General features: G+C 68.8%; 26 protein-coding genes. 8 read left to right on the top strand and 18 right to left on the bottom strand.

The genetic code is table 11. The features are described 5' to 3' along the window. Positions 1 to 4: 4 nt before the first annotated feature. On the bottom strand, positions 5 to 1,354 hold the full coding sequence (gene glnA, locus ACFQ4H_RS16225) for a type I glutamate--ammonia ligase (protein ID WP_377571796.1): 1,350 nt from the start codon (positions 1,352 to 1,354) through the stop codon (positions 5 to 7). A gap of 203 nt (positions 1,355 to 1,557) precedes the next feature. Between glnA and ACFQ4H_RS16220 the strand changes: the two genes are divergently transcribed. Together ACFQ4H_RS16220 and panB are read left to right on the top strand one after the other, a co-directional pair. Further along, entirely contained in the window at positions 1,558 to 3,342 is a 1,785-nt protein-coding gene (locus ACFQ4H_RS16220) for an NAD+ synthase (RefSeq protein WP_377571795.1), read from the top strand. A 149-nt stretch (positions 3,343 to 3,491) separates the two neighbouring features. After that, the gene (panB, locus tag ACFQ4H_RS16215) at positions 3,492 to 4,349 is read left to right on the top strand and encodes a 3-methyl-2-oxobutanoate hydroxymethyltransferase (RefSeq protein ID WP_377571794.1); all 858 of its coding nucleotides are present in this window, start codon (positions 3,492 to 3,494) and stop codon (positions 4,347 to 4,349) included. A 207-nt stretch (positions 4,350 to 4,556) separates the two neighbouring features. Here panB and npdG read toward each other — a convergent pair whose 3' ends face one another. The 3 genes from npdG to ACFQ4H_RS16200 all read right to left on the bottom strand — a co-directional run bounded on the left by npdG (position 4,557) and on the right by ACFQ4H_RS16200 (position 6,601). After that, positions 4,557 to 5,255 carry an NADPH-dependent F420 reductase gene (npdG, locus tag ACFQ4H_RS16210; protein ID WP_377571793.1) on the bottom strand — a complete coding sequence of 233 codons (699 nt, stop codon included), beginning with the start codon at positions 5,253 to 5,255 and terminating at the stop codon, positions 4,557 to 4,559. A gap of 203 nt (positions 5,256 to 5,458) precedes the next feature. Continuing rightward, positions 5,459 to 6,310 (bottom strand): hypothetical protein, encoded by an 852-nt coding sequence (locus ACFQ4H_RS16205; protein WP_377571792.1) that lies wholly within the window; start codon positions 6,308 to 6,310, stop codon positions 5,459 to 5,461. A gap of 87 nt (positions 6,311 to 6,397) precedes the next feature. Beyond that, a complete protein-coding gene (locus ACFQ4H_RS16200) occupies positions 6,398 to 6,601 on the bottom strand; it encodes a hypothetical protein (RefSeq protein WP_377571791.1) in 204 nt (67 codons plus the stop codon). Positions 6,602 to 7,148: 547 nt separating this feature from the next. On the opposite strand from ACFQ4H_RS16200, the gene ACFQ4H_RS16195 reads away from it, so the two are divergent. Continuing rightward, on the top strand, positions 7,149 to 8,261 hold the full coding sequence (locus ACFQ4H_RS16195) for a M48 family metalloprotease (protein WP_377571790.1): 1,113 nt from the start codon (positions 7,149 to 7,151) through the stop codon (positions 8,259 to 8,261). Between the two features lie 139 nt (positions 8,262 to 8,400). Here ACFQ4H_RS16195 and ACFQ4H_RS16190 read toward each other — a convergent pair whose 3' ends face one another. The 4 genes from ACFQ4H_RS16190 to ACFQ4H_RS16175 form a co-directional block, all read right to left on the bottom strand. Continuing rightward, positions 8,401 to 10,710, bottom strand: coding sequence for an FtsX-like permease family protein (locus ACFQ4H_RS16190; RefSeq protein ID WP_377571789.1), 2,310 nt, complete (start codon positions 10,708 to 10,710; stop codon positions 8,401 to 8,403). Continuing rightward, positions 10,707 to 11,360: an ABC transporter ATP-binding protein gene (locus ACFQ4H_RS16185; protein WP_377571788.1), complete on the bottom strand. Its 654-nt coding sequence runs from the start codon at positions 11,358 to 11,360 to the stop codon at positions 10,707 to 10,709. Before ACFQ4H_RS16185 ends, ACFQ4H_RS16190 begins: the two co-directional genes overlap by 4 nt. Continuing rightward, complete coding sequence (locus ACFQ4H_RS16180; RefSeq protein WP_377571787.1) at positions 11,360 to 11,992, bottom strand: PadR family transcriptional regulator; 633 nt, start codon at positions 11,990 to 11,992, stop codon at positions 11,360 to 11,362. The genes ACFQ4H_RS16185 and ACFQ4H_RS16180 overlap by 1 nt, the downstream gene beginning before the upstream one ends. Before the next feature lie 107 nt (positions 11,993 to 12,099). Then, positions 12,100 to 13,113: a cation diffusion facilitator family transporter gene (locus ACFQ4H_RS16175; protein ID WP_377571786.1), complete on the bottom strand. Its 1,014-nt coding sequence runs from the start codon at positions 13,111 to 13,113 to the stop codon at positions 12,100 to 12,102. Between the two features lie 220 nt (positions 13,114 to 13,333). Between ACFQ4H_RS16175 and ACFQ4H_RS16170 the strand changes: the two genes are divergently transcribed. Continuing rightward, positions 13,334 to 13,660, top strand: a complete 327-nt coding sequence (locus ACFQ4H_RS16170; RefSeq protein ID WP_377571785.1) for a metalloregulator ArsR/SmtB family transcription factor — start codon at positions 13,334 to 13,336, stop codon at positions 13,658 to 13,660. A 189-nt stretch (positions 13,661 to 13,849) separates the two neighbouring features. Here the strand turns inward: ACFQ4H_RS16170 and ACFQ4H_RS16165 are convergent, their stop codons facing one another. Together ACFQ4H_RS16165 and ACFQ4H_RS16160 are read right to left on the bottom strand one after the other, a co-directional pair. Continuing rightward, the gene (locus ACFQ4H_RS16165; RefSeq protein WP_377571784.1) at positions 13,850 to 14,890 is read right to left on the bottom strand and encodes an arsenic resistance protein; all 1,041 of its coding nucleotides are present in this window, start codon (positions 14,888 to 14,890) and stop codon (positions 13,850 to 13,852) included. Positions 14,891 to 15,144: 254 nt separating this feature from the next. Next, positions 15,145 to 16,395, bottom strand: a complete 1,251-nt coding sequence (locus ACFQ4H_RS16160; RefSeq protein ID WP_377571783.1) for an MFS transporter — start codon at positions 16,393 to 16,395, stop codon at positions 15,145 to 15,147. Positions 16,396 to 16,455: 60 nt separating this feature from the next. On the opposite strand from ACFQ4H_RS16160, the gene ACFQ4H_RS16155 reads away from it, so the two are divergent. The 4 genes from ACFQ4H_RS16155 (at position 16,456) to ACFQ4H_RS16140 (ending at position 19,073) form a co-directional block, all read left to right on the top strand. Continuing rightward, positions 16,456 to 16,938, top strand: coding sequence for a winged helix-turn-helix transcriptional regulator (locus ACFQ4H_RS16155; protein WP_377571782.1), 483 nt, complete (start codon positions 16,456 to 16,458; stop codon positions 16,936 to 16,938). A 222-nt stretch (positions 16,939 to 17,160) separates the two neighbouring features. Beyond that, the gene (locus ACFQ4H_RS16150; RefSeq protein ID WP_377571781.1) at positions 17,161 to 17,532 is read left to right on the top strand and encodes a YciI family protein; all 372 of its coding nucleotides are present in this window, start codon (positions 17,161 to 17,163) and stop codon (positions 17,530 to 17,532) included. Further along, entirely contained in the window at positions 17,520 to 18,785 is a 1,266-nt protein-coding gene (locus ACFQ4H_RS16145; RefSeq protein WP_377571780.1) for an RNA polymerase sigma factor, read from the top strand. Before ACFQ4H_RS16150 ends, ACFQ4H_RS16145 begins: the two co-directional genes overlap by 13 nt. Positions 18,786 to 18,878: 93 nt before the next feature. Further along, entirely contained in the window at positions 18,879 to 19,073 is a 195-nt protein-coding gene (locus ACFQ4H_RS16140) for a hypothetical protein (RefSeq protein ID WP_377571779.1), read from the top strand. A 669-nt stretch (positions 19,074 to 19,742) separates the two neighbouring features. Here ACFQ4H_RS16140 and ACFQ4H_RS16135 read toward each other — a convergent pair. The 8 genes from ACFQ4H_RS16135 to ACFQ4H_RS16100 form a co-directional block, all read right to left on the bottom strand. Next, positions 19,743 to 20,006, bottom strand: a complete 264-nt coding sequence (locus ACFQ4H_RS16135; RefSeq protein WP_377571778.1) for a hypothetical protein — start codon at positions 20,004 to 20,006, stop codon at positions 19,743 to 19,745. 203 nt (positions 20,007 to 20,209) lie between these two features. Next, a complete protein-coding gene (locus ACFQ4H_RS16130) occupies positions 20,210 to 20,908 on the bottom strand; it encodes a permease-like cell division protein FtsX (RefSeq protein WP_377571777.1) in 699 nt (232 codons plus the stop codon). Between the two features lie 407 nt (positions 20,909 to 21,315). After that, positions 21,316 to 21,966, bottom strand: coding sequence for a hypothetical protein (locus ACFQ4H_RS16125; RefSeq protein ID WP_377571776.1), 651 nt, complete (start codon positions 21,964 to 21,966; stop codon positions 21,316 to 21,318). Then, positions 21,963 to 23,180, bottom strand: a complete 1,218-nt coding sequence (locus ACFQ4H_RS16120) for a tyrosine-type recombinase/integrase (protein ID WP_377571775.1) — start codon at positions 23,178 to 23,180, stop codon at positions 21,963 to 21,965. The genes ACFQ4H_RS16125 and ACFQ4H_RS16120 overlap by 4 nt, the downstream gene beginning before the upstream one ends. Beyond that, a complete protein-coding gene (locus tag ACFQ4H_RS16115; RefSeq protein ID WP_018732821.1) occupies positions 23,180 to 23,362 on the bottom strand; it encodes a helix-turn-helix domain-containing protein in 183 nt (60 codons plus the stop codon). Before ACFQ4H_RS16115 ends, ACFQ4H_RS16120 begins: the two co-directional genes overlap by 1 nt. Further along, entirely contained in the window at positions 23,362 to 25,116 is a 1,755-nt protein-coding gene (locus ACFQ4H_RS16110) for a replication initiator (RefSeq protein WP_377571774.1), read from the bottom strand. The genes ACFQ4H_RS16115 and ACFQ4H_RS16110 overlap by 1 nt, the downstream gene beginning before the upstream one ends. Beyond that, on the bottom strand, positions 25,113 to 25,700 hold the full coding sequence (locus ACFQ4H_RS16105; RefSeq protein WP_377571773.1) for a DUF2637 domain-containing protein: 588 nt from the start codon (positions 25,698 to 25,700) through the stop codon (positions 25,113 to 25,115). Before ACFQ4H_RS16105 ends, ACFQ4H_RS16110 begins: the two co-directional genes overlap by 4 nt. Further along, positions 25,697 to 25,876: a hypothetical protein gene (locus tag ACFQ4H_RS16100; RefSeq protein WP_377571815.1), complete on the bottom strand. Its 180-nt coding sequence runs from the start codon at positions 25,874 to 25,876 to the stop codon at positions 25,697 to 25,699. Before ACFQ4H_RS16100 ends, ACFQ4H_RS16105 begins: the two co-directional genes overlap by 4 nt. Between the last annotated feature and the right edge of the window lie 2 nt (positions 25,877 to 25,878).

Raw genomic sequence — 25,878 nt, 5'->3', positions numbered from 1 at the left:
CGGCTCAGAGTGCCAGATAGCGCTCCCGCTCGTACGGGGTGACCACCCGGCGGTACTGCTCCCACTCGGCCCGCTTGTTACGCAGGAAGAAGTCGAAGACGTGCTCCCCGAGCACCTCGGCGACCAGTTCCGAACCGGCCATCACGTCGATCGCCTCGGCCAGGTCCTCCGGCAGCGACTCGTACCCCATCGCCTTGCGCTCGGCGTTGGACAGCGACCACACGTCGTCCTCGGCCCCCGGCGGCAGCTCGTAGCCCTCCTCGATGCCCTTGAGCCCGGCGCCGAGCATGACGGCGAAGGCCAGGTACGGGTTGGCGGCCGAGTCGAGCGAGCGGACCTCCACCCGGGCGGAGTTCGGCTTGCCGTACGCCGGCACCCGCACCAGCGCGGACCGGTTGAGGTGGCCCCAGCAGACGTACGCCGGGGACTCGGTGATCCGGTCGGGCAGCGCCTGCGGGAAGAGCCGCTTGTACGAGTTGACCCACTGGTTGGTCACCGCGGTGTATTCGCGGGCGTGGGTGAGCAGCCCGGCGATGAACGACCGGGCGACCTTGGACAGCTTCGACGGGTCACCGGCGTCGTGGAAGGCGTTGCGCTCCCCCTCGAACAGCGACAGGTGGGTGTGCATGCCGCTGCCCGGCTGGTCGGTGAAGGGCTTGGGCATGAAGGATGCCCGTACGCCGGTGGAGAGTGCCACCTCCTTGACCACGTGCCGGAAGGTCATGATGTTGTCGGCGGTGGTGAGCGCGTCGGCGTAGCGCAGATCGATCTCCTGCTGGCCGGGGGCCACCTCGTGGTGGCTGTACTCCACCGAGATCCCGATCCGCTCCAGCGCCAGGACCGCCTGCCGGCGGAAGTCCCGGGCCACCGCGTGGGTGGTGTGCTCGAAGTAGCCACCGGTGTCGACCGGGACCGGTATGGACCCGTCGGCGGGAAGATCCTCCAACAGGAAGAACTCGATCTCGGGGTGGGTGTAGAAGGTGAAGCCCTTCTCGGCGGCCCGGGACAGTGCCCGGCGCAGCACATGACGCGGGTCGGCCCAGGACGGGCTGCCATCGGGGAGCAGGATGTCGCAGAACATCCGGGCGCTCTCCCCGCTCACCCCGCCCTCGAACGGGAAGACCTGGAAGGTCGTCGGATCGGGCATGGCGACCATGTCGGACTCGAAGACCCGGGCGAAGCCCTCGATCGCCGAACCGTCGAACCCGATGCCCTCGGCGAACGCGGCCTCCAGTTCGGCCGGCGCAACCGAGACGCTCTTGAGCGTGCCCAGCACGTCGGTGAACCACAGCCGGACGAAACGGATGTCACGTTCTTCCAGCGTGCGGAGTACGAACTCCTGCTGACGGTCCACCTCAACCCCTCGCCACACGTCTGCCCGGCCCGGACCGGCTGCGGGCAGCCTGACGGACCAGTCTCCACTGACCTCGTTACGCCGACGTTACGCCGGTCACGGTGGGTCCCGCTGTGCGGGGCGGCATCCCTACCGTCCGGTCTACGAATGCCATTCGCCAAGGGCCGTCCAGCGGTCCTGAGCCGGTACGGCAAGATGAGGCCATGCCGACCTTGCGCATCGCTCTCGCCCAGGTCAACCCGACCGTTGGTGATCTGTCCGGCAACGCCGCGCTGGTCCGCCGGTGGTCCCGTACCGCCGCCGACGCGGGTGCGCCGATCGTCGTCTTCCCCGAAATGATGCTGACCGGCTATCCGGTGGAGGACCTGGTCTTCCGGGAGTCCTTCGTGGCCGCCTCCCGGGCCACGCTGCACCAACTGGCGGCCGACCTGGCCGCCGACGACCTCGGTGACGTGGCGGTGCTGGTCGGCTACCTCGACGCGGACGGGCCGCCCCGGACCAGTTCCCGGGCGATCGAGGGCAAGGGGCCGCGCAACGCGCTGGCCGTACTGCACGGGGGTCGGGTGGTGGTCAGCTACTTCAAGCACCACCTGCCCAACTACGGCGTGTTCGACGAGGACCGCTACTTCGTCTCCGGCGACACCCTGAACGTGGTACGCCTCGGCGGGGTGGACGTCGCGCTGACGATCTGCGAGGACATCTGGCAGGCCGGCGGTCCGTTCGCCGCCGCCCGGGAGGCCGGCGTCGGACTGGTCGTCAGCGTCAACGGCTCGCCGTACGAGCTGAACAAGGACGACGTGCGCCTGCCGCTGGTGCGTCGCCGCGCCGCCGAGGCGGGGGCAACCGTGGCGTACGTCAACATGGTCGGTGGTCAGGACGAACTGGTCTTCGACGGCGACTCGATGATCGTCGCAGCGGACGGCACCCTGCTGGCCCGGGGTCCCCGCTTCGTCGAGCACCTGCTCGTACACGACCTGGACCTGCCGGCGGCGGAGACCGCCACCGCCTCCTCGGTCAGTGATCGGCCGGGTGCGGACGAGATCGCCGACGGAATGCGGATCAGTCGGATGACGATCAGCGAATCGCTGCCCGCCCCGGCCGGACCACCAGCCGTCGGCGGTGTCGAGGAACCGGTCACCGACGAGGCCGAGGTCTGGCAGGCACTGGTCGTCGGTCTGCGCGACTACGTCAACAAGAACGGTTTCCCGTCGGTGGTGCTCGGCCTCTCCGGCGGCATCGACTCGGCCGTCGCCGCGACGATCGCGGTCGACGCGCTCGGTCCCGAACGGGTGGCGGGTGTCTCGATGCCGAGCCAGCACTCGTCCCAGCACTCCCGCGACGATGCCGCCGACCTGGCCAGGCGGACCGGACTGGACTACCGGGTGGAGCCGATCCAGCCGATGGTGGACACGTTCCTGGCCAACCTTTCGCTCTCCGGTCTGGCGGTGGAGAACCTCCAGGCCCGGGTACGCGGCGTGTTGTTGATGGCGCTGTCGAACCAGGAGGGGCACCTCGTACTCACCACCGGTAACAAGAGCGAGTTGGCGGTCGGCTACTCCACCCTCTATGGCGACTCGGTGGGCGGGTTCAACCCGATCAAGGACGTGTGGAAGACGCTGGTCTGGAAACTGGCCCGCTGGCGTAACGACGACGCGGCGCGTCGGGGGCAGCAGCCACCGATCCCGGAGAGTTCGATCGGCAAGCCGCCCAGCGCCGAGCTGAGCCCGGGGCAGCTGGACAGCGACACGCTGCCCGAGTATTCCGTGCTGGACCCGATCCTGATCGGCTACGTCGACGGTGACCTGGGTCGTGATGGACTGGTCGCGGCGGGCCACGACCCGGCCGTGGTGGACCGGGTGCTACGCATGGTCGACCTCGCCGAATACAAGCGCCGACAGTCCGCACCGGGCACCAAGACGTCCATCAAGGCGTTCGGGCGGGACCGGCGGTTGCCGATCACCAACCGGTGGCGTGAGCACAGCTCCTGACCTGGTCGCCGAACCGGCGGCGGGATGCCCCCTTCCGTACGGAGTGTGAGAACTTCCACTCGACTCTGCCAACCGCCGCCCGACCGGTGCGACGATCAGCGCAGAACCCGGGGACCGCGAGCGCGGCCTCGAGGCGAGAGGAGACAGTCATGTCCGAATCCGGAATCGCCCCTGCCCCGACCGAGGTGCCGACACTGTACGGCGGGCCGGCGACCCGACGGGTGCGTACCCGTGATCTGGCCGCCGCCAAGGAGCGCGGCCAGCGTTGGGCGATGCTCACCTCGTACGACCAGTACACCGCGTCGATCTTCGACCAGGCCGGGATTCCGGTGCTGCTGGTCGGCGACTCGGCGGCCAACAACGTCTTCGGCTACGAGACCACCGTGCCGGTGACCGCCGAGGAACTACTCCCCCTGGTCCGCGCGGTGGTACGGGCGACGAAGCAGACACTGGTCGTCGGTGACCTGCCGTTCGGCTCGTACGAGGAGGGACCAGCCCAGGCGCTGCGGACGGCGGTACGGTTCATGAAGGAGGGCGGCTGCCACGCGGTGAAGCTGGAGGGCGGCCGGCGGTGCGCCGACCAGATCTCCGCGCTCGTCGGTGCCGGCATCCCGGTGATGGCGCACATCGGCTTCACCCCGCAGAGTGAGCACACCCTGGGCGGGTACCGGGTACAGGGTCGGGGCGAGGCTGCCGAGGAGGTGCTGGCCGACGCCTGGGCGGTGGCCGAGGCCGGCGCGTTCGCAGTGGTGCTGGAGATGGTGCCGGGCGAGGTGGCCAAGCGGATCACCCACGAGGTGCCCATCCCCACCATCGGTATCGGCGCCGGACCGGACACCGACGCGCAGGTGCTGGTCTGGCAGGACATGGCGGGTCTTCGCGGCGGCCGGGCACCCCGCTTCGTGAAGCGGTACGCCGACCTGGCCGGTACGTTGGCCGACGCCGCACGCCGCTACTCGGACGAGGTACGTGACGGCCAGTTCCCCGCCGCCGAACACACCTTCTGACCCCGCCATGATCCCCGTGATCGGGGAGCGACTCGCGCGTGCCGTCAGCGCGTCGCGATGTCGGCTCCCTGATCACGGCGATCAGGCACCGTTGGGCCGCCGGGCCGGACAGATAGTCGGCCGGTCGACCGCAGGTCCGCCGGTCAGACGAAGAGTCCGCCGGTCAGGCGGAAGGGCGGGCCGGTCGACGACGGTTGGCTCCGACGATCAGAGGTCGGTGACCCGGATCCCGGCGTGCGCCTTGTAGCGCTTGTTGATCGCGATCAGGTTGGCGGTGAACGCCTCGATCTGGTGGGCGTTACGCAGCCGACCGGCATAGATGCCGCGCATGCCGGGAATCAGCGCGGCGAGCCCGGCCACGATCCCCACGAGTTCCCGCTCCTCCGTGCAGATCAGCACGTCGAGGTCGATCCGGTCGATCGTCGGGTCGGCCAGCAGCGGAGCGCTGACGTGGTTGAACGCCGCGCACACCCGGGACTGCGGCAGCAGGGTCGCGGCCTGCTGCACCGCGCTGCCCTCCTCGACCTGCAGGGCGTACGGCCCCTGACCGTCGAAGCCGAGCGGGTTGACGCAGTCGACGACCACCTTGCCGGCCAGTGGCTCGCGAAGCGCCGAAAGCGTGGCGGCATGCCCGTCCCACGGCACGGCGATGATGACCACGTCGGCGCGGGTCGCCACGTCGATGTTGTCGCCCCCCGAGATGACGGTGGGTGACGGCACCCCGGGCAGCGCGCCGATCTCCTGCGCCGCGCTCACCGCACGCTCCGCCGACCGGGATCCGACGAGTACGGTCTGGCCGGCCCGTGCGAATCGGTAGGCGAGACCCCGTCCCTGGTCACCAGTGCCGCCGATGATGCCCACGGTGAGCCCGGAAACGTCGGGCAGGGTGCTCGCGTCGTATGCCATGGGATCATCCTTGCAAACCCGGGGCCGGTACGCGGTGTGGGACGTGCCACGGCCAGCCACGAACATCCGGGGCAGCCAGCCAGGTGAGCACCGCTGAGCGAAGTTGGGACCGGCGCGGCTGGCAGGACCAGGAAAGACCAGATCAGCACGTAGCCCGCATCGCTGCGGCTACGTGCTGATCTGAGCACGTCGGGGATGCCTGGTCAGCCGACGGCTTTCCGGGCCGCTGCCGGACTCGCCTTGCGGGCCGGGGACTGTCGAGCAGCGACCTGCTTGGTCGCTGCCTTCCGGCCGGTCATCTTCCGGGCAGCCACCTGCGTGGCTGCCTTGCGGGTGCCGATCTGCTTCGGCGCCATCTTCCGCGCACTGCCGCCACCGGTCGCCGTCTTGGCAGCTGCCTTACGGGTCGTCGTGGACTTCGCGGTCGTCGCCTTCTTCGCGGGAGCGGTCCTTGTCGATGCGGTCTTACGTACGGCAGCCGGACGGGTCGCCGCCACCTTCCGCGCGGCGGTCCGCTTCGCTGTCGTCTGCTTGGCGGCCGTCGCCTTCTTCGCAGCTGTCGTCTTCTTCGCCACGGTTGTCTTCTTGGCCGCGGTGGTCTTCTTGGCTGCCGCCGTGGTCTTCTTCGTCGTCGCCTTCTTCGCGATGGTCTTCTTCGCCGCAGCCTTCTTGGCAGCCGCCTCCTTCGCCGTGGTCTGCTTGGCCATCGTCTTCTTCGCGGTGGTCCGCTTCGCCGCAGCCTTCTTGGCAGCGACCTTCTTCGCGGTTTCCGCCTGTTTGGCCGGGACCCGTTTCGCCGGTGCCTTCTTGGCCGCTACCGCCCTACCGGAGGTCGTCGCCGAAACCGCCTTCTTGCGAGCGGTACGGGCGGTCGTCGGCGTCGTCTTCTTGGCCGGGGTCTTGGCGACGCTCGCCCCGGTGGCCCGTTTCGTCGCCGCGGCGGTCTTCTTCGCCGCTGCGGACTTCTTCATCGGCGCCTTCTTGGCACCGGTGGTCTTCCGGGCGCCGGTGGGTCTGGCAGCCGGCCGGGTGGTGGCCTTACTTGCTTCGGCCATCTAGGTTCCCTCCTTGCGGGACATGCTCTCGGTCGTCTCGTCCGGCGAGACGACGAGTTCCTCGACGCGGGCTCTTGCCGCGCCGGTCTACCTCTCCTCCCCGGCCCAACGGGCATCCTCGGCTTCCCAGGCTTCGTTGCGCTCCTGCACCCGCTGTAGCGCGTTCTCCGCGTCGGAGGCTGAGGCGTACGGGCCGAAGACGAATTTGGCGGGGCACATGTCCGCATCGGTCTCCACCCGGTGGTGTCGCAGGCACCAGAAGTACCGCGTACCACGTCCGCTGTCGCTCATGGGAATCACTGTGCACCGAGAAACGACCCCGCGCTACCGATTCGCGCAAATAGTCGGGAAGATTTCCACAGTAGACCCGATCGGTTTCCGCAGCTACGGAATCCGGTAAGTACGGCAGAGGCGACACGATTGCGTTAGCCAACAAGGGATTCACCGATATGAGCAGCTTCTGACCCCATCTCGAACCGGTCCCCGACCCGCCGAAAAGAAATCTGCGGTACGACCTGCCCGCCACCCCGTACGAGCCGTCCCGGGCAGTTGTCGACCGGACAGCGTGACCGGGACAGTCGGTGACCGGGCGGTTGTCGACCGAACGGCGGTACCGCCGACGAACCGACATCGTGCAACATCTGCCCCCGTGAACTCACGCGTGACAACCACCGCTCCGACTGACGTCTCCTCCTGCGCACGGTGCTTCACGGGCACCGTTTCCCTGTCCGGAGCCACGCCGTGGTGTCCACGCTGCGAATGGAACCTCGACCGCTACGAGCCGGACCGTCGTGCACCCGAGCTGGGATGGCGGTGGGTCGACCGCCGGACGCACCGGATGGCCTATCGGCTGACCGTCGGGCAGTTCGCGGAGTTGGCCAAGCAGCCCCTCGACCGTCCCGGGTTGGGTCTGGCGCGAATCGTCACGGTCACGGCATCGATACTGTTGCTGGCCGGTGTCGCCGCGCTCGCGCTGCTCGGGGTGTGGCTGCTGACGTACCACTTCCCGTCGCTGGCGGCGTTGTTCGGGGCGGCCTCGCTGGGACTGGCCATCGCGCTGCGTCCCAGGTTCGGCCGGCTCGATCCGCTGGTCGAGGTACTGCCTCGGGACCGCGCCCCGGCCCTGCACCAACTGATCGACGAGGTGGCGGACGCGGTGGGCGCGCCCCGACCGGACGTGGTTGCGGTCGACGACACGTTCAACGCGTACGCCACCTCGGTGGGGCTGCGGCGACGCCGGGTGCTCTGCCTCGGCCTACCGCTGTGGGGCTCGTTGGGTCCGCAGGAACGGGTTGCGCTGCTCGGCCACGAGTTGGGGCACTTCGTCAACGGTGACATCCGCCGGGGTCTACTCACCCAACCGGCGTTCACCATACTCGGCTCAGCGGCCGCCCTGGTTCGACCGGACGACACCGGTGCGGTTGCGGATGGGAGCATCGCAGGGTTCGCCGCGATGATCGGCGAGGTCCTGGCCAAGATGCTGCAGTGGGTGCTGTCCCGGCTGTTGTTCGGTGCCCACCTGCTGCTGGTATGGATCGGCCTGCGCGATGTCCAACGCGCCGAGTACCTCGCCGACGAACTGGCCGCCCGGGCGGCCGGCTCCGCCGCCGCAGTTCGGCTGCTGGAGGCGTTCCTGGCGTTGAACACCATCGAGACAGTGGTACGACGTGAGGCTCGGGCCGGTCACGGTGCCGCCCGCTGGCGGCTGGCCGGCGACGAGGCCCGTGCCGCGTACCGTGACCGGCTGCCGATTCTGCGCCAACTGTCGCTGCGCGACGACGTGTCCCTGTTCGCCTCCCATCCGCCGGCCGGGCTGCGTGCGCGGATGGTGGAGGCCCGCCAGTGGCGTACACCGACCGTCGTGCTCACCGAGACACGGGCCGAGCAGATCGACGCCGAACTGGCCAGGGACTACACCCGGGTTGGTCGCAACATCAGCTGGGCACACTGAAGCTGGGCACACTGAAGCTGGGCACACTGAGCGGAGGGTTCCGCCTGCCGATGCGCGACGCACCGGCAGGCGGAACACCGGGGGCGGAAGGCGGCGGGTGGCGACGCACACCGGCCGGCACCGCCCCACGGCAGGTAGCTCAGGGACGGCGCAGCTGTTCGGCGGTGATCCGCTGGGTGAGCCACGCCGGGACCGCGAGCAGCACCAGCCCGACCACCAGCGCACCGGCCGCCAGCCACAACGTCGGGGCGATCCGGTCGAGCACCTGTCCCGTACCGACACCGAGCAGGCTGGCGAGGGTACCGGCCAGCAGGACCGTGGCCAGGCTGGCCATGACGAGCCCGATCACGAGCGGCAGCGCACCGAAGCCGACCTCGCCGGCGGCGATGACACGCGGGCTGGTGCCCACCACCGCGAGGGTCCCGTTGTTTCGTCGCCGCTCCATCGTCCGGTCGACCGCGGCGGCGGCGAACGCGCCGACGCCGAGCGTGAAGCTGACCGTCAATCCGACAATCAGCAGGGTCATCAGCAGATCGGTGTCGAAGCCCTGCCGTATTCCGAAGTCACCGGCGAGGGTGCCGGCCGGTGTCAGGGTGGCGACCAGCTGCGCGGCGCGGTCGGCGGTGGCCAGATCCGGGACGACCACCATCGGCCAGCTCTGTGACAACCCGTCCAGTGCGGCGGCAACCGGCGCCTGCCGGGTGATCAGTAGCGCACCGGTCGACGCCATGTCGAATCGCATGCGCGGGTGCAACACCTGCTCGGGTGCCGGAAGCCGTACGCCGGTCTCGGTGACCACCTCGGTCCCCGGAGCCAGCACCGGCTCACCCATGCCCATGTCCAGCCGGTAGGTCCGACCGTCCACACAGGTTTCGCCCGTGCCGAGGTGGAACATGCCGGTGAGGTCGACACAGTCGCCGACCAGCACCCAACTCCGGCCGCCGGACACAGTCGCCGGAACACTACGCAGGTCGATGACCTGGACGCCGGGGACCGCCCGCAGGTCGGCGACGATGACCTGCTCCGCGTCCAACACCTGGTACAGCTCGGCACCACGGGGGTCGGCCACCGACACCAGGCCACGGTCGTTGGCGACCAGGTCCACCCCCAGCGACCCCATCCCCACCACGTAGATCATCACGGTCAGCGCGGCGACCAGTCGGGGCGCGACGCCCGGCGCGTGCCGGATCCGGGCAGCTGCCAGCTCCAGCCAGACCGGGGTACGCGGCAGCCGGGCCACCAGGCTCGCGGCAGCATGCCCGAGCGGTGGGAGTGCAAGCGGCAGGGCCAATCCGGTCAGTACCAGTGAGCCGGCAAAGAGAAGTACTGCGAGCATTCCCGGGTCGGACCTGCCGAGCACGCCGGCCAGCACCGCGCAGAGGAGACCGGCGACCAGTGGCACGAGTTGCCACCAGCCGGGACGGTGGCTGGGCGCGTCCCGCCGTACGCCGAGGGGGTTGTTCCGGGCGGCGTGGAGGGTGAACACGCCGATGGCGACCGCGTAGAGCACGGTCACCGCGACCACGCCCGCGACCACCGGGACGGAGACCGAAAGGTCGGCGGCGTACCAGCGCAGGCGGCCGATCCGCCAGCTCTGCGAGACCGGTACGAGGACGACGTGGGCGACCAGACCGAGCAGCGCGCCACCGGCCGCGATCACGCCCGTCTCCACCGCGTTGACCAGGGTCGCCTGACGACCTGACACACCCAGCAGGCGCAGCGCGGCGATCCGGCGGTCCCGGGTCGACGCCGACAGCCGGGCGCAGGTGGCCAGGAAGACCCCGAACGGCACCAGCACGAACAGCCCGAAGGCGAGTGCGATCAGCCGGGCCGGAGTGAACACGTCCGGGCTGTACACCTCGGCGCCGAAGGCGTACTCCAGGGGTGCGCCGAAGCCGGTGACCGGTTGGTGCTGCTTCGGCAGCGGCATCTCCTCCTCGTCGTCGCTCCCGGTAGGTAGCGGCGTCGGGACCCGGTCCACGCCGACGTAGGCCAGCAACTCGTCCGGGGCGATCAGGCCCACCGGGGTGATCGTGCCGACGACCCGCTGCGGAAACCGGCCGGTCGCGCGTTCGTCGCTGCGGAGCAGTTCGGCGAGGGCCGGTGACACCACGATCTCCCCGGGCCGGGGCAGCTCGGCGACCCCGGGCGGGCGCGGGCTGGTCGCGGTGGCACCCACCACGACGGTACGGCGCAGCGCGCGGTCGCCGATCGCGTCCTGGATCTCCCAGACCCGCAGGGTGGAACTGTTCGTGCCCGACTCGTCGCGGACCGGGGTACGTGCCTGGGCCCGATCGTGCTGCGCACCGGCGGCCGACACCGCAGCGAACGACGACAGCACCAGCAGTACGCCCAGCGCCGCGCCGGACGACATCAACGCGGTACGTAGCAGTCCGCCCCGGCCGGAGCCGATCGAAAGACGCAGCCCGAGCCAGAGCCACCGCCTCACGACGCTACCCGCCCGTCGCGCATGAAGACGGTACGGTCGGCGTACGACGCCACCCGGGCCTCGTGGGTGACGAGGACGACCGCGCTGCCCTCCTGGTGGGCCAGCCCGATCAGCGCGTCGAGCACCAACTCGCCGGTGGCGCTGTCCAGGGCCCCGGTCGGTTCGTCGGCGAAGATGATCGATGGCCGGTGCACCAGTGCGCGGGCGACTGCGGCACGCTGCGCCTGGCCTCCGGAGACCTGGCCCGGTCGCCGGTCGGCCACGTCGTCCACCTCGAGTTGCCGGAGCAGCTGCGCGCTGCGGGTCCGGGCCTCGGCCTTCTGCACGTCGAGCAGCCGCAACGGCAGCTCGACGTTCTCCCGCAGGGACAGCTCGGGCACCAGGTCACCGAACTGGAGTACGAACCCGAAGGAGCGCAGCCGGAGTTGGCTACGCCGGCCGTCCGGCAGGATGTCGATCCGCTGTTCGCCGAGGCGTACCTCGCCGTGGTCGGGCCGGAGGATACCGGCGAGTACGTGCAGCAACGTCGACTTGCCCGAGCCCGACGGCCCCATGATGGCGACCGTCTCCCCTGGCGCGATGTCGATGCCGGCCCGGTCGAGGGCCACGGTCTGTCCGAACTGGACGATGAGCTCGGTGGCCCGCAGCATCAGCGAACCTCCCCGTCCGGACCGCCATGGCGCTCTGAGGGCGGTTCGGGGTGCCGGTCAGCCGGTCGACCATCGGAGGTCTGGTTCGTCAGCCGGTCGTGCTCGGCGGCGCGCAGTACGGCGGCCAGCCGACCCAGCCGGGCGACCGCACCGTCGATCCACTTGAGGTCGGCATCGAGGTGGTACATCTCGAAGTCGGCGTCGAGCTGCGTGATCAGATCACCGACCTGCCGCTGGGCGCGCAGGTCACGCATGCGGGCCAGGTGCGCCTGGCGTTGCCGGTCGAGGATCGGCTCGGCTGCCCGGCCGCTGGAGAGCGCGATGAGCACCTTGCCGAAGAGCACCCGCCGACTTCCGGTCACGTCGGGCACCTCGGGCTCGTCGAGCCAGCGTTCCAGTTCGCTGACCCCGGCATCGGTGATGGCGTACATCCGACGGTCGGGGCCGACCCCGGCGGTCACCCCCGTCAGGTCGATCAGCCCGTCCCGGTCGAGTCGACCGAGGGTGGCGTAGACCTGGGCCGACTTCAGCGGCCGATCGCCACCGAACCAGTCGTCGTAGCGCCGACGCAGCGTATAGCCGTGTTGGGCCTGCGGTTCGAGCAGGCCGAGGAGGATACGGGAAACGGACACGCCGCGAAGCTAGCAACCGAGTTGTTAATTAGCAACTCGGTTGCTAGTACCGGTGCGACGACTCCCGGCATCTGCCGGAAGCCTCAGCTGCGAAGTACGGATTCAACTCACGGAGACGTGAGCGAGTGTGCGGTTGGTGTCTGCTCAGCGATGGCCCCCACGTCGTGACTACGTCGTCGATGGGACAGGTCCGCGTGGTGGTGCGAGCCGGGGTGGCTGGCAGGGTCGGTATGCATGGTTGCGCTGATCAGCCGGGGTATGGCGTGAGTGAGTTGGTGTTCGGCATCGGCGGCGACTTCATGCGCCTGTAGAAGGCTGAGGTCAGCGTCAACCACAAGGTCGGCTTCGGCGTGCAGCCGGTGGCCGATCCAGCGCAGCCGGACACCTGTGACATCCAGTACGCCGGAGACCTGTCGCAACGCTGTTTCGACGCTGTCCACGAGAGCAGGGTCGACCGCGTCCATCAATCTGCGGTAGATCTCGCGTGCAGCATCCCTGAGCACGAACAGGATCGCGACGGTGATCACCAGACCGACTACCGGGTCAGCCCATTGCCAACCGGCCCATGTTCCGCCAGCGGCGGCGACCACCGCCAGGGAGGTGAATCCGTCCGTACGGGCGTGCAGCCCATCGGCGACCAGGGCGGCTGAGCCGATACGGCGTCCCACCCTGATGCGGTAGCGGGCCACGAGTTCGTTGCCGACGAAGCCAATGACGCCGGCGGCGGCCACAATGGGCAGGTGCGTCGTTGGCGCGGGTTCCACCAGACGGGTGATTGCGGTCCACCCGGCAGCAATCGCGGATACGGCGATGGCCACCACGATGATGATGCCCGCGATGTCCTCGGCACGGCCATAGCCATAGGTGTAGGCACGAGTGGCCACGCGTCGGCCCAGCAGGAACGCCACCCCCAGGGGAACTGCGGTCAACGCGTCGGTGACATTGTGCAGGGTGTCGCCGAGTAGCGCGACCGAACCGGACAGCGCGACGACGACCGCCTGGGCGGCGGCGGTGACACCCAGCGCGAGCAGCGAGATCCACAGGGCCCGGATGCCCGCACGGGAGGACTCCAACGCAGAGTCGACCTTGTCGGCAGTGTCATGGGAGTGCGGGGTCAGCACGTGTCCGATACGGTGCCGCAACGTCCGCCATCGGCCACCATGATCATGAGCGGTTCCAGCGTTGTCCCGGTGGTGACCAGCCTCGTGACGGGCGTGGTGGGCACTGTGATCGTGACCGCCGCTCATGCCGGTTGCCCTCTCTGGAGGCGGGTGTGGCAGCTAGGGCCATCACCCGGCAGAATACGTGCTCATGTACGCACGCGACAACGAAGCAACTGCCATGGGAGCGCAACAGCTACCCACTGGTGAACAGGTCACCGCAGCAGTAACAGCCCTGCGTATGCTTGCGGACCCCACCCGGTTGCGGCTGTTGTGGTTGCTACGCGAAGGTGAACATGACGTCGGCACCCTGGCCGCAGCGGTCGGTGCGGCCAGGCCTGCCGTATCGCAACATCTGGGCAAGCTGTTGCTGGCGGGCCTGGTCAGCACACGCCGCGAGGGACGTCGAGCGTTGTACCGGGCACGGGGTGGACACGTGCGTCGTCTCGTGACCGAGGTTCTGTACGCGGCTGACCACCAGGTGACCGGCACGCCGGAGCACGACTGACCCGAGGGCGGAGGACGGTCGGGGCTTCAGTCCGCAGCCGGTCCAAACCAGCTCTGCGGCGTCGACGAGCACGGCTGCGCGTGATCGCAGCCGGGTAGGGAGCAGCCCAGGGCACGGCAACCAGGAGCCGCCAGGGCGTACCAAGGCATCAGGACGCTTTCCCCGAGACGCCGAACCACCCCTTGCGGACTAACGTGTTGGTACAACCTCACGACCGCCACCGGCCGGGACGAGTCGGGGCACGAGCCGCACGTAGGCAACCATGCCCAGTACCTCCACCAACGTCTGGGTGACCACGACCGCCGCCGCGATACTCAACCGGTCCGGCAGAGCCAGCGCCAGCGGCAACACCACCAGCGAGTTGCGGGTCGCCCCCGTGAACACCACCGCCCGGCCCGCTGCCGCGTCCAACCGGAACAGGCGAGCCACGCCCATCCCGGCAAAGGCCATCACCACCAGGAACAACACATAGAACGGCACCACACCGAGCAGGTCAGCGACATCGTCGTTCAGCTTTGGCACCTGGGAGGCGACCACGACGAACAGCGTCGCGGCCATCAGCGGCACCATCACCGCTCCCATCGCTGTGCTGACGGCCGTCCCGGCCCGCTGCCGCGCACCCCACGCCTGTGTGAGCCAGGCCAACGTCAACGGGATCACGATCAACACGACGAACGCCTCGACGAACGGTCCCGCCTCGACCGCGTCGGCCAGACCCGGGCCCAGGAACAGCAGCAGGAACAGCGGCAGCAGCAACATCTGCGCGATCAGCAGAAGCGGCGTCGCGGCAAGCAACCGATCGCTGCTGCCGCCAGCCAACCGGCTGAACACGATCACGTAGTCCACACAAGGGGTGAGCAAGACCAGGAGCACCCCCAGCCGTATCGCCTGATCGGCGGGCAGGAACGCGAACATCGCCGCGACCACCAGCGGCACCACCACGAAGTTCACCACCAGTGCAGCCGCAAGGAACCGGCCATCCCGCAACGAGCGCATCAGGTCCCGCGCCGGCACCTGCAGGAACGTCACGTACAGCAAGGCGCCCAACACCGGACTGATCACATGCTCAAGCCCCGGACCGGCATCCGGCGCCACCCAGCCGACCAGCACTCCGGCAGCGATCGCACCGAGATAGACGGCGATCTGATTCCGCTCCATCCCCGCGACCACGCCACGCGCCTCCTGCGACACCCACGCCTCCTGCCGTAACGCCCCGTCGACCTGTCCCAACCGACCTGCTCAATCTTGGCCGGTCACCGGTGACCCCCATACGGGTGAGGTCACGACAAGGACTCCATCGGGATCGGATCCGGCCTCCGCTCCGTACGCTGAGTGCAACCGCAATCCCCACCACCGCACCCGGTACGGTGCCGGCGGACCCGCCGGGCCGCCCACCACCACGCGGCACCCGCAGCCACAGCCAGCCCAACCGCCACCTGGGGCGTCACCCCAGTGGTCCCGGGTCAACACCCTTCGGGCAGACCTCATCGGTTCCCCTGGCCGACCCGGGTTCGGGTCGCCGCCCAGAGCAGGAACGCGAGTACGCTGATCCCCGCCCCCAGCGCGCACACGCCACCCCAGCCGGCCCGCGCGTACACCGCGGTCGAGGCGATCCCCCCGGCACCGCTGCCGATCGAGTAGAAGACCATGTATCCGCCAATCAGTCGGCTGCCGGCGTCCGGTCGCAACTCGTAGATGACGGACTGGTTGGTGACGTGGACTGCCTGCACGGCGAGGTCGAGCAGGACCACGCCGATCGCCAGCGCCCACAGCGACTGTCGGGTGAGCCCGATCGGCAGCCAGGACAGGACGAGCAGGACGAGAGCAGCTCCGGTGGTCCACCCGGCCAGGCCCCGATCGTTCAACCAACCCGCGGGAGCCGCCGCCAACGCACCAGCCACCCCGGCAAGCCCGAACGCGCCGATCGCGCTGTGCGACAGCGACAGCGGCGGTGCGCTGAGCGGCAGCGCGACCCCGGTCCACAGGACACTGAACGCGGCGAAGATGAGCAGTGCAAGCAGGGCACGGACGCGGAACAGGGGTTCCTCGGTGAACAGTGACACGGTCGAACGAAGCAGCCGGCCGTACCGAAGGCGGTTGCGGGCCGGCGGGTGACACGGCAGCACCCGGTACAGGAGTCCCGCCATCGTCACGGTCAACGCGGCGGAGACGAGGTAGACCGACCGCCAGCCGGCGAGGTCCGCCAGGGTGCCGGACACCGTCCGGGCAGAAAGGATGCCGATCACCACCCCGCTGGTCACCAGGCCGACGATCCGACCACGGTTGACCGGTCCCGCCAGCGCGGCGGCGTACGCCACCATCGACTGGGTCACCACCGCCAGCAGTCCCACCGCGGCGATGCCGGCCAGCAGAACCGGCGCCGTGCCGGCGGTACCGACCACGGCCAGCGCGCCGGCCAGCAGCAGCAACTGCGTCACGACCAGCCGCCGCCGGTCCACCAGGTCACCGAGCGGAACGACGAGGAACAGTCCGAGCCCGTAGCCAAGTTGGGTGATGGCCACCACGATGCCCACGGTCGCCGAACTGAGCGCGAACTCTCGGCCGATGGTCACCAGCAGTGGTTGGGCGAAGTAGACGTTTGCCACTGCCGCCCCGGCGGCGCCGGCCAGGAGCAGGGTGAGCCACCCGGACAGCCCGGGGGGCGACGGCGCTCGACTTCTCGTCTGGTCGGTGATGGCCAGATCCACCTCCGAACCCTGGTTGCATGTTGCCACCAGAGGACCGTACGGGACCCTGGTAGCATGTTGCAACCGGCATGTGATGGGGAGAGCGCGATGGTGAAGAGGACCCGCTTCGACGACGCCGAGTGCCCGGTGGCCCGGTCAGTCGACGCGATCGGGGACTGGTGGTCGCTGCTCATCGTGCGCGACGCATTCGACGGCAGCCGCCGCTTCGGTGAGTTCCAGCGCAGCCTCGGGGTGGCGAAGAACATCCTCGCCGCCCGCCTGCGGACCCTGGTCGCCAGCGGCGTGATCGAAATCGTCGAGGCTACCGGCGGTGGCAGCTACCACGAGTACGCGCTGACCGAGAAGGGCAGGGGCCTCTTTCCGGTCATCGTGGCACTACGACAGTGGGGCGAGACGCACTGCTTCGAGCCGGGCGAACCGCACTCGAAAATGGTCGACCGCCAGCATGGGCACCCGCTACGCGCCCTGGAGGTCCGATCCGACGACGGGCGACAACTCGGTCCGGACGACACCATCGTCAACAAGGTCGCCAGTCCGGGCCGAGACGCCACAGCCCCTGTTTCCATCTGAACGGACGAAGACCCGAGCGAAGTCGTCCGAGCGCGCCTGTCTGCCTGTCTGGCGGGGACAACGGCAAATTGGCTCACCGCAGGCCCTTCATGATCGCTCTGCGCGGATGCCCCATGAGGCAGGCGGGCTGGCCCCCGAACGGTGGGTGGCGATTCCGGCTGCTGTCGTTCGTCATCTCGATGGCGGCATCACGGTGCCACACTGCAAGCAGAGGGGAAGATCATGCGTTATGCGTTGCTGATCCACTACCGCGAGCCGGGCGAGGGGGAGCTCATCGACGAGGTCGTTGCTGAGGCGAGGGCGGCCTTCGACGCGTACGGTCGGGCGCTGTGCGCGGCCGGGGTACTGCTGTCGGCCGACGTACTTCAGCCGACAGCGGCGACGACGACCGTTACCCGCAAGGACGGTGACCTGCGGGTGCAGGACGGACCGTTCGCGGAGACCAAGGAGGCGCTGGCCGGGGTGTTCCTCCTCGACGTACCCGACCTCGACGCCGCGATTGGTTGGGCGGAAAAATGCCCGGCCGCACAGTGGGGTGTGGTTGAGGTACGCCCGAGCGCGACGGCGTTCGTCGGCGGGGCATGGAACAGTTGACCGCCAGCGACGAAGGGCGGGCAGCCGCGGCCGTCGCGGCCCGCGACAGCTATGGACGGCTGCTCGCCCTGCTGTCCGCCTCGACCAGCGACCTCGCCTCCGCCGAGGACGCCCTGGCCGACGCATTCGAGCGGGCCCTGCAGACCTGGCCCGACCAGGGCGTGCCGGCAACTCCCGACGGGTGGCTGCTGACCGTTGCGCGTAACCGGCTACGGGACCGGTGGAAGTCGGCGGAGTGGCAGCGTACCGGGCCCCTCGACGTCGAGCGGGACGCCCCGATACACCTCGACAGCCTCGACATCGACGCCATCCTCGACCGGCGGCTGGAGCTGATGCTCGTGTGCGCACACCCGGCGATCGAGCGCGCCGTACACACCCCCCTCATGCTCAACACGGTGCTCGGCTTCACGGCCGACCAGGTCGGCCGGGCCTTCTCGGTACCCACATCGACGATGGCGACCCGCCTGGTACGGGCGAAGCGGCGCATCAGGGCCGCCCGCATCCCGTTCCGCATCCCTGACCGCAGCGATCTGCCGGGGCGGATGGCGGCGGTACTCGAGGCCGTCTACGGGGCGTACGTCATCGACTGGACGACGACCGGGCCGGAAGTCCGTCAGGTGCCCACCGAGGCCCTGCACCTCGCCGAGGTGCTCACGACGCTGGTACCCGACGATCCCGAGGCGCACGGGCTCGCCGCGCTCATCCAACTCTCGTCCGCGCGCCTGCCCGCCCGCCTCGACGGATACGGGCGATTCGTACCGCTGGCCGAGCAGGATCCGTCGCGCTGGAACCACCACCTGATCCACCGGGCACACGAGCACCTACGCGTCGCGCATACGCGCGGACAGATCGGACGGTTCCAACTCGAGGCCGCGGTCCAGGCGGTGCACTGCGCCCGGCGACAGACCGGCACCACCGACTGGCCCGCACTGTTGGACCTGCACCGCGCACTACACGCGGTCGCGCCGTCGCTCGGCGGCGCAGTCGCCTTCGCCGTCGCCACCGCCGAAGTCGAGGGCCCAGTAGCCGGGCTGGCCCGGCTCGACGAACTGCTGAGCGCCGCAGGCGACCGCGCCCGACGGTTCCAGCCAGCCAGAGCCGCGCGGGCACATCTACTCGAACGGCTCGGCCACCACGACGAGGCAACCGCCGCCTACAGCAGCGCGATCGACCTCACCCACGACCCCGCCGAGCGCGAATACCTCCGGCACCGTCGGAAGCGGATCGCCTCGGTCAGCACCCCTGCGCCATGACCTGCGCACCCCCAGACCGTGGTCAGGAACCACGAGGTCCGCTGTTCCATGCTCACCGGACACCAGATCGCCGGCCGCACTACCGTCACGACCATGAACAATTCGATCGATCTGCGGCTCGACCTTGCAACCGCCCAGGACCTTCGGAACGCCCTCTACGACCTAGGCGAGCACCAAGCCGCAGGCAGAGCCATCCCACACATGGACACCGACATGTCCAGCCGGCTCGGCGCACTTCTCCGAGAGTTGGACATCCGGCTTGGTGGATCAGGCCGGTTCGTAGCGTAGTGACACAAGGCGATACGGAAGCCGACGTGGCCGCATGACCGCCTCACCTGGCAAGGGTTCAACTGATCCAAGGGGTCAGGTTCTCTGGGCGGTACGCCGACAACCACATCGGAGTGAACCCCCACCTCGCCGCCCTCCACCAACAAGCCGTCACCGACCTCCACGACATCAACCCGTATGCCGGACCCGACCCACAACCTCTCCACCAACGCTTCCTCGGCTGGATACCCCGCTACCGCCGGCACACCGCCAACGGTTTGTGAACGGTTCTTGTCGCCAGAGCAGCAACAACCGTTCACAAACCCGTTCAAAGACGGCTGAGCGGAGGACTCCCGGTGGCCATCAGTTCTCGGCGCCAGGCACCCTTGTGACACTCGCAAGCCCCTCAACTCCACCCGCTTCTGGCCACGTTGTAGGCCCATGCATAGGTCGAGAACTTGCCCTCAACACCAAAGTGCTTACCGGTTGTTTGCTCCAGAACGACATAGAAATCACCCAGATGCCACGCGGCGCGTGGCCGGTAGGCCGCCCGGCGATGAACCGCCCCGGACCGCTACGCGGCCGGGACGAAACCCGGCCGACACCCGCCGGACTCCGCCCCCGCGCCTCGCCAGGACCAGCCCACGCGGCACGAGGCAAGAAAACCGCCTGCGCGTCGACCACAAGCGTTCAGCGGGTTGGCTCGTCGTCCGCCTCTAGCCAGCGGCTCATGTGTTGATCCACAACATGTCGCACCTGGCGTCGGAGGTCCGTGTAGCTCATGTCGCCCATTCCCTCCGCCTCGAAGACCGCGCCGGTAAAGCTGTCCACGTCTCCCGGAGGCGACTCGCAGAGTCGACGGATATCCCCCGGCGCCAAGCAAAAGCCCAGCTCGATGCACAGCTCATTGAGGAGCCGTCGAACGTCAGAGTCCAGCTCGTCGCGATAGCCCATGAAGGTCAGCGTGGCAGCGCCGGTCCCGGACTGGCTTGCCACCGAGTCGCCCTGTCGTCGTCCGTCGTGGTCGTCCAGGTGTGCCCGGCCGCCGTGTGCGTGCCCCCTACGTGCCCGTAACACGGGGAAGCAGCGGGCAGCACCTAAGGCCGTGCGGCGAGGGAGTCATGTGCCATTAGCGTGTGCCCGCTCCGGCCGCGCCCTCACAGCATCGCCACTGGCACCAGGCGCACCGCCTCGACGCCATCAAGGCGTTCAATCTCGGGCAAAGTGATCCTACCTCTTCCGTTCAAGGGAAGCCGGAGCCGCAGCGAAGCGCGCGTCACCTGCGAGTTGAGTTGCGTGGCAAGATCGCCCTTGCCTTGGCACTGCTTGCGCAGACGCTCATAGGCGGCGTCGCGGTCCTCAAACTCGACCGACTCCGCGTGGGGTAGCGCCCGGACGGCCTCCTCTACGGTGGCTCGCTGCTCTCCCGTAGCTGTCGGTTCCAGCCGGACGATCACCCCGATCCGCGCCGGCAGGGGATCAACAGCGGCGATCCTGAGCACGACCTCCCCGACGCCGTCGACCGTACCCATCACCAGGTCGACTGCCTCGGCGACCAACGCGTCCGTGACAGTCGCACGAAAGGACTCCGGCAGGTGCTCCGGATCCAGATTCGCCAGCAGATCCGGCGAGTCCTTCCGCAGCTTTTCGTAGGCCTGATCACGGGTCTCGAAGTCGACGCCCTCTACGCTCGGCATCGCGAGTAGCCGTTGCTCCACCACGCTCTTTTGCGCTGCCGTCACACCGTGGTCTAGCAGGACGGTCAATGTTGTGGACCCGGCCTCCTTCGGATCGGAGGTGCAAGCGGACAGAGCGACCAGGAGCAAGAGAGCCAATACCGGCGCGACGCGACGCATGGGGCAGATCGTAGGTAGACGCGAGGCATTGAGTGATCCCAGGGCCTTGGTCGGCGTGCCCGATGCAGGGGTCAACCTGGGCTGCTAGGGACAGGTAGTCCGGCCGACGATCAACGATCGGTAGCCATCTCCCTGGTGCTGCAACTACGCAGTGTATAGATCAAGACGATTCCCAAGCTGACTGCCCCGGCCCAAGATCAGGGTGTTTTCAGGGCGTCAAAAGCTGGCCAAAGTTGACCAAGAACGACCATCGACGCCGGAACACAGAAACAGCTCAGAGCCTTGATCCGTGGCTCTGAGCTGGTGGGCGACGGACGAGTCGACCTGTACGCCGGATTATGAAGGTGATTAGCGCCCTGAGCAGGCGTTTCGTTCGCCTGACACTCGCTCAGGGCGTCGCCAGGGCGTCAGGGCTTCTCGCCGGGGTTGACGTCCCACCGCAGAGCGGTCCCGGACGGGTGGTCACTGATGATCGTCACCGGGTACACCTGACCCCACGCCCGTTCTCCCCGATGCCGCATCGAATGGTCACCCTCACCCCAGCCGATGCCGAGGACAGGGCAGCCGGCAACCTCGACCGGCCCGACGTGCAGCGGATGCTTCATGGCGGACCGACGAAATTTGTCGTAGTCGGTATGTGGCTCCACGGAGAGGCCGACCCACGAATCGAGCGCGACGGCATCGCCCAAGACCATGCCGCACCGGTCGGCCGGAAGGTCACCGAGCAACCGGCCGGCGCGTTCTCCTCCCAGACGGACCTCAAGCATCGTGATGGCGGCCTCGCCAAAGAACGGAGAAGGCTGGACGGCCGCCAGCACGGGAAGTGGACGGCCGGCGTCGACAGGTACGGCGACCGCCTCGAAAAGCCATTCCTGGATATGGCCACCACCAGTAGCAGCGACCGCCGCCGCACGATCGGAAAGCCGCTCGCCAATGCTCGGCCAGATGTCGAGGTGCCCGACCATCGCGAGGACCAAGACACCAGATGGGGCAGTGACCGCACCCAACTCAACGAAGTCCACCCGGACGAGTCTGGCCTTCAGATACAGCGCTGTCACGGGCGTGATCCCGAAACCTCAGTGGCAGGCCCAAACAGACTGTCGATGGCATTGCGAGTGCGCTCCTCGCTCGCTGGCATCAGGTGCGTGTAGACCCGAAGCGTGAAACCCGGGTCAGCGTGGCCGAGGTACGACGCAAGGGCCTTGATGCTCTCCCCCGCGTCGAGTAGCGACGAGGCGTAGAAGTGACGAAGCGCGTGCATCCCGGTGGCCCGGGTCGGCGTGATGCCGGCCGACACGACAGCCGGTCGCCAACTCTTGTCATCGAAGGTGCGCCGGTTGATCGCACCGCGCCGGGTGGTGGTGAAGAGCAGCGGCACCGTGACCCGTTCGTCGCTGGCCGGGTCCTCCCACGGCAGGGTGAGCGACACCGGGGCGAAGTCGTCGATGTGCTGCCGCAGCACCAGGGCAACAGAGTCGGGCAGCGGTATCCGACGGTCCCGGTCATTCTTGGGCAGCCCGAAGACCAGCCGGGACCGAACGAGCTTGACCTGACGCGAGACGTGCACCCAGCCCGCGTCAAAGTCGATGTCGTCAACGCCGAGCCCAAGAATCTCCCCCTGCCGCAGCCCACACCCCGCACCGAGGTCAACCATCGGCCGGTACCGCTGGGCGAGGCCACGGCGGATTGCCGAAACTTGGTCGTACCGCCACGGCACCACCCGACGCTGAACCGGTCGGGGCGGCTTGACCGACTTTGCCGAACACGGGTTCTTCGCGATCCGTTCGTCGTCGACTGCCGCGCCGAGGATGGTCCGCAGGTGCGCGAACACGACGGCCCGGGTCGCCGGGGCCAGCTTGCCGACCATCGCGGCATCCCACTCCCGGATGTGGCCCGGCTTGATCGACGCCAGTTGCTTGGACCCAAAGAACGGGAGCAAGTGTTTCCGTACCCGAAACTCCGTGCTCTCCCGGGTCGACTCGTCGAAGGAGCGCGTGCGCAGCCAGGTCTCGGCGTACTCCATGAACGTCATCCGACCGGCGACCGGATCGACGTAGGAGCCCCGGAGCTTGTCCGTCTCGGTCGAGACAAGGAACGCCTCAGCATCCCGCTTGGCCCGGTCCGGGAAGGACTTCTTCCGCTCCTTGCCGTCCGGCCCGATGTACCGCACCCGGTAGCGCAGCCCCTTGCCGAACAGTTCCGTCTTCACCCGCTCCCGTCGCCCGCCCGGGTGATGTTGGGTCTTGTACCAGCGATCTTCGACGTGTCCCATCAGGCTGCCGCCGCCTGCTCACGGAACCACGCCCGGACCGCTTCCGGTTCGTACCGCAGGTGCCGACCGACCCGAGCCGCCGGTGGACCGTACTTGACCTTGCGCCAGCGGTACAGCGTCTCCTGTGGCACGCGCAGGTACGCCGACACGTCCCGCACCGTCCAGAGCCCTTCGTTCGCCATCACTGCCCCTCCCCCGTCGTACTCGCCGGCCCGTTCGTCGTCCCGTCCGCGTGTAGTTGTGCCGCCCGGTCCTTGGCGGCGAGGAGTTCGGAGCGCCACCGGGCACGTTCGCTGATCGAGCGCAGGAGCCGGTGTGCCAGCGACGGCACGTCAGCGTCATCGGGACGCGCCAGCTCCCAGGCGTGGCGGACCGGTTCGACCGTCGCGCCCTGGTCGTTGACGCCGTCAAGGCTGACCGTGGTCCCGAGCAGTGCCCGCACCCAGGCCCAGACGTCGTGCTTGTGGTCGGAGAGCGTCTTGCCGGACCAGTCGCGGGAGATGAGGATGCGACGCCCGCCGATGCCGAGGGTGTCGCGTTGGTGGACCTTGCCCTTGCAGCGGCCCGGCTTGAGCTTCGCGTGCGCCTTCTTCGGCTGGACGCCGTAGAGCAGCCAGTTCGCACACCGATCCGTGCACGGAGTCACCTGGAGTTGCTGCCAGAGCCGGTCGAGGTGCGCCCGCTGCCGACCGCTGGTCATCTTGTGGCAGTCGCCGGTCTGCTTGGTGATGTACTTCGTGACGTACCGGATCGTCCGTTCAGCGTCGGTGGTGCCGGGCATGACGCCGCGTGCGTCGACCTGGACGCCGAAGCGGACCACGTGCACCGGTTCGGCGTCCGGGTCGTCGTCGATGGCGTCGAGTGCTTCGTTCCAGGTCGTCAACGGTTCGTGGGTGTCGGGGTCGACCCACGTCGACGCTTGGTCGTCCCAGACGGGCAGCCGGTCGAGGGTGTACCGCTGGACGTCGACGGAGGGCCACCAGACCTGGTGGTACGTGGCCGCCGCCACGGTGCGTAGGACGTCGCGGGGGATGGTGCCCCGGATGGCGAAGTGTGCGTGTGGGGCGAGTCGTCGTTGGGGCTCGACGCAGCCGGCGTACTGGACGTTCCAGCCCTCACAGCGGCGTAGGTTCTGCCAGAACCGGTCGAGCAGCCGGGGGAAATGCACGGCGTCCCAGGCTGCGCGGCGGTAGTCGTACCGGTCGGGGTTGACCGGGGTGCCGTCCGGGCGGACCGGCCCGTACGAGTCGAGCGTGAGGGTGAGCCACATCGACGGCCGGTAGGTCGACCCATCCGGGGCCGTGTAGGTCTTGCCAACCGTGCGCCGCTCGACCTTGCGCCGAGGCAGATCCGGGGCATCCTGACGCCGCTTCGTCGACCGCTTGCGCCGCCGGCCGGTGTCCTCGTCGCCCTGGTCGTCATCGACGCCGCCATGCGGAGGAGCGACCCGACCACGGAGCCCTTCCGCCGTGATGGCGTCTTCCACTTCCCGGATTGCCTCGTCGATGTCGTCGACCTGGTCGTACTGGCAGGCGCGGGAGGCTTCGTCGCGGGCGAACTCCAGATGCCCGCGCAGCAGGATCAGCGCCTTCTGTTCCTCGGTCGCGGGTTGGGGTGGGGGTAGGGGTTCGTCGTCACGGTGCCAGCCCTCCCGGATCTGGGCCTGTCGCAGCCGCCGGTTCTTCTTTGCACACGGCGCGCACTTGTCCTCCCTGGTCGCCCCACACGGAAGGTCGATCACCTCCGTCAGCCCGGTTTCCAGATCGGTCCGCCGCATAGCGAGGGGACGCACACAGACGCCGTACTCGGCGGCGATCTCCTTGAGCACGTCGACCGAACGGGGGAGCGCCATGCGGGCCGCCCGCGACCCCGGTCGAGGAGTAGCAGCCGGGGTCGAGGCGACCGGTTCGAGACCGGGCAGGGTCGGAGCCGTCACCGGACGATCCCCACGACCGCCGGGCGGGACGGGTGCACGACGCGAGGCGGCAGGACCACCGGGGGCACCGGTTCAGCCACCGGGACCGGAGCGGGAACCGGAGCCGGCACGGGCAACGACTCAGCCGAAGTCACCACGGGTTCCGGGGTGGCCTGGTCGACGTCGACCGGTTCCGGTGCAGGTTCAGTCAAGGGCCGCTTGACGGTCGCCCGAGGAGCGGGAGCACCGGAGAGGACGACCTTGACCAGTGCGAGGAACGCCAGCGACGGCACCGCCGCCACGATCCAGCCCCAGACGGACGGCTCAGCCTCAGCGACCTGGGCGGCCAGCGACAGGAGCGCGAACGCCACCAGGAGCGAGGCGACCAGGCCCACGGGGCGACCGGCCCGACGCCGGGCACGCAGTTCCAGGCCGAGGTAGATCGCCATCAGCTCGACGGCCACGGCGTTGGCCCAGCCGATCCAGTCCGGCTGTCCGTGCGCGACGCTCAGGTCATGGACGTGGGTGAAGGCAGCGGCCCCAGCCATCCCGCCGATGACGAGCAGGATCACGACCCGTACCGCCGATTCGGTCCGGTGGTTCACTGGTCGCCCTCCCGCTTCTCTCGGATGGTCAGGTCGATGCGGATGCGCCGGCCATGCATGTCCCGGCGGCGGCGGATCAGCTCAGCGAGCCCGTGCAGCGCGGTGGCGGTCTGGTCGGCCGGGCCGACGAGCTGCACGCGCAGCGGGAACCGGAGCCGGTTGATCAGGTACGTCATGG

The sequence above is a fragment of the Micromonospora sonneratiae genome, assembly GCF_042679305.1.
Classification (GTDB): Bacteria; Actinomycetota; Actinomycetes; order Mycobacteriales; family Micromonosporaceae; genus Micromonospora_H; species Micromonospora_H sonneratiae.
This window is presented reverse-complemented; position numbering and strand designations above follow the sequence as displayed.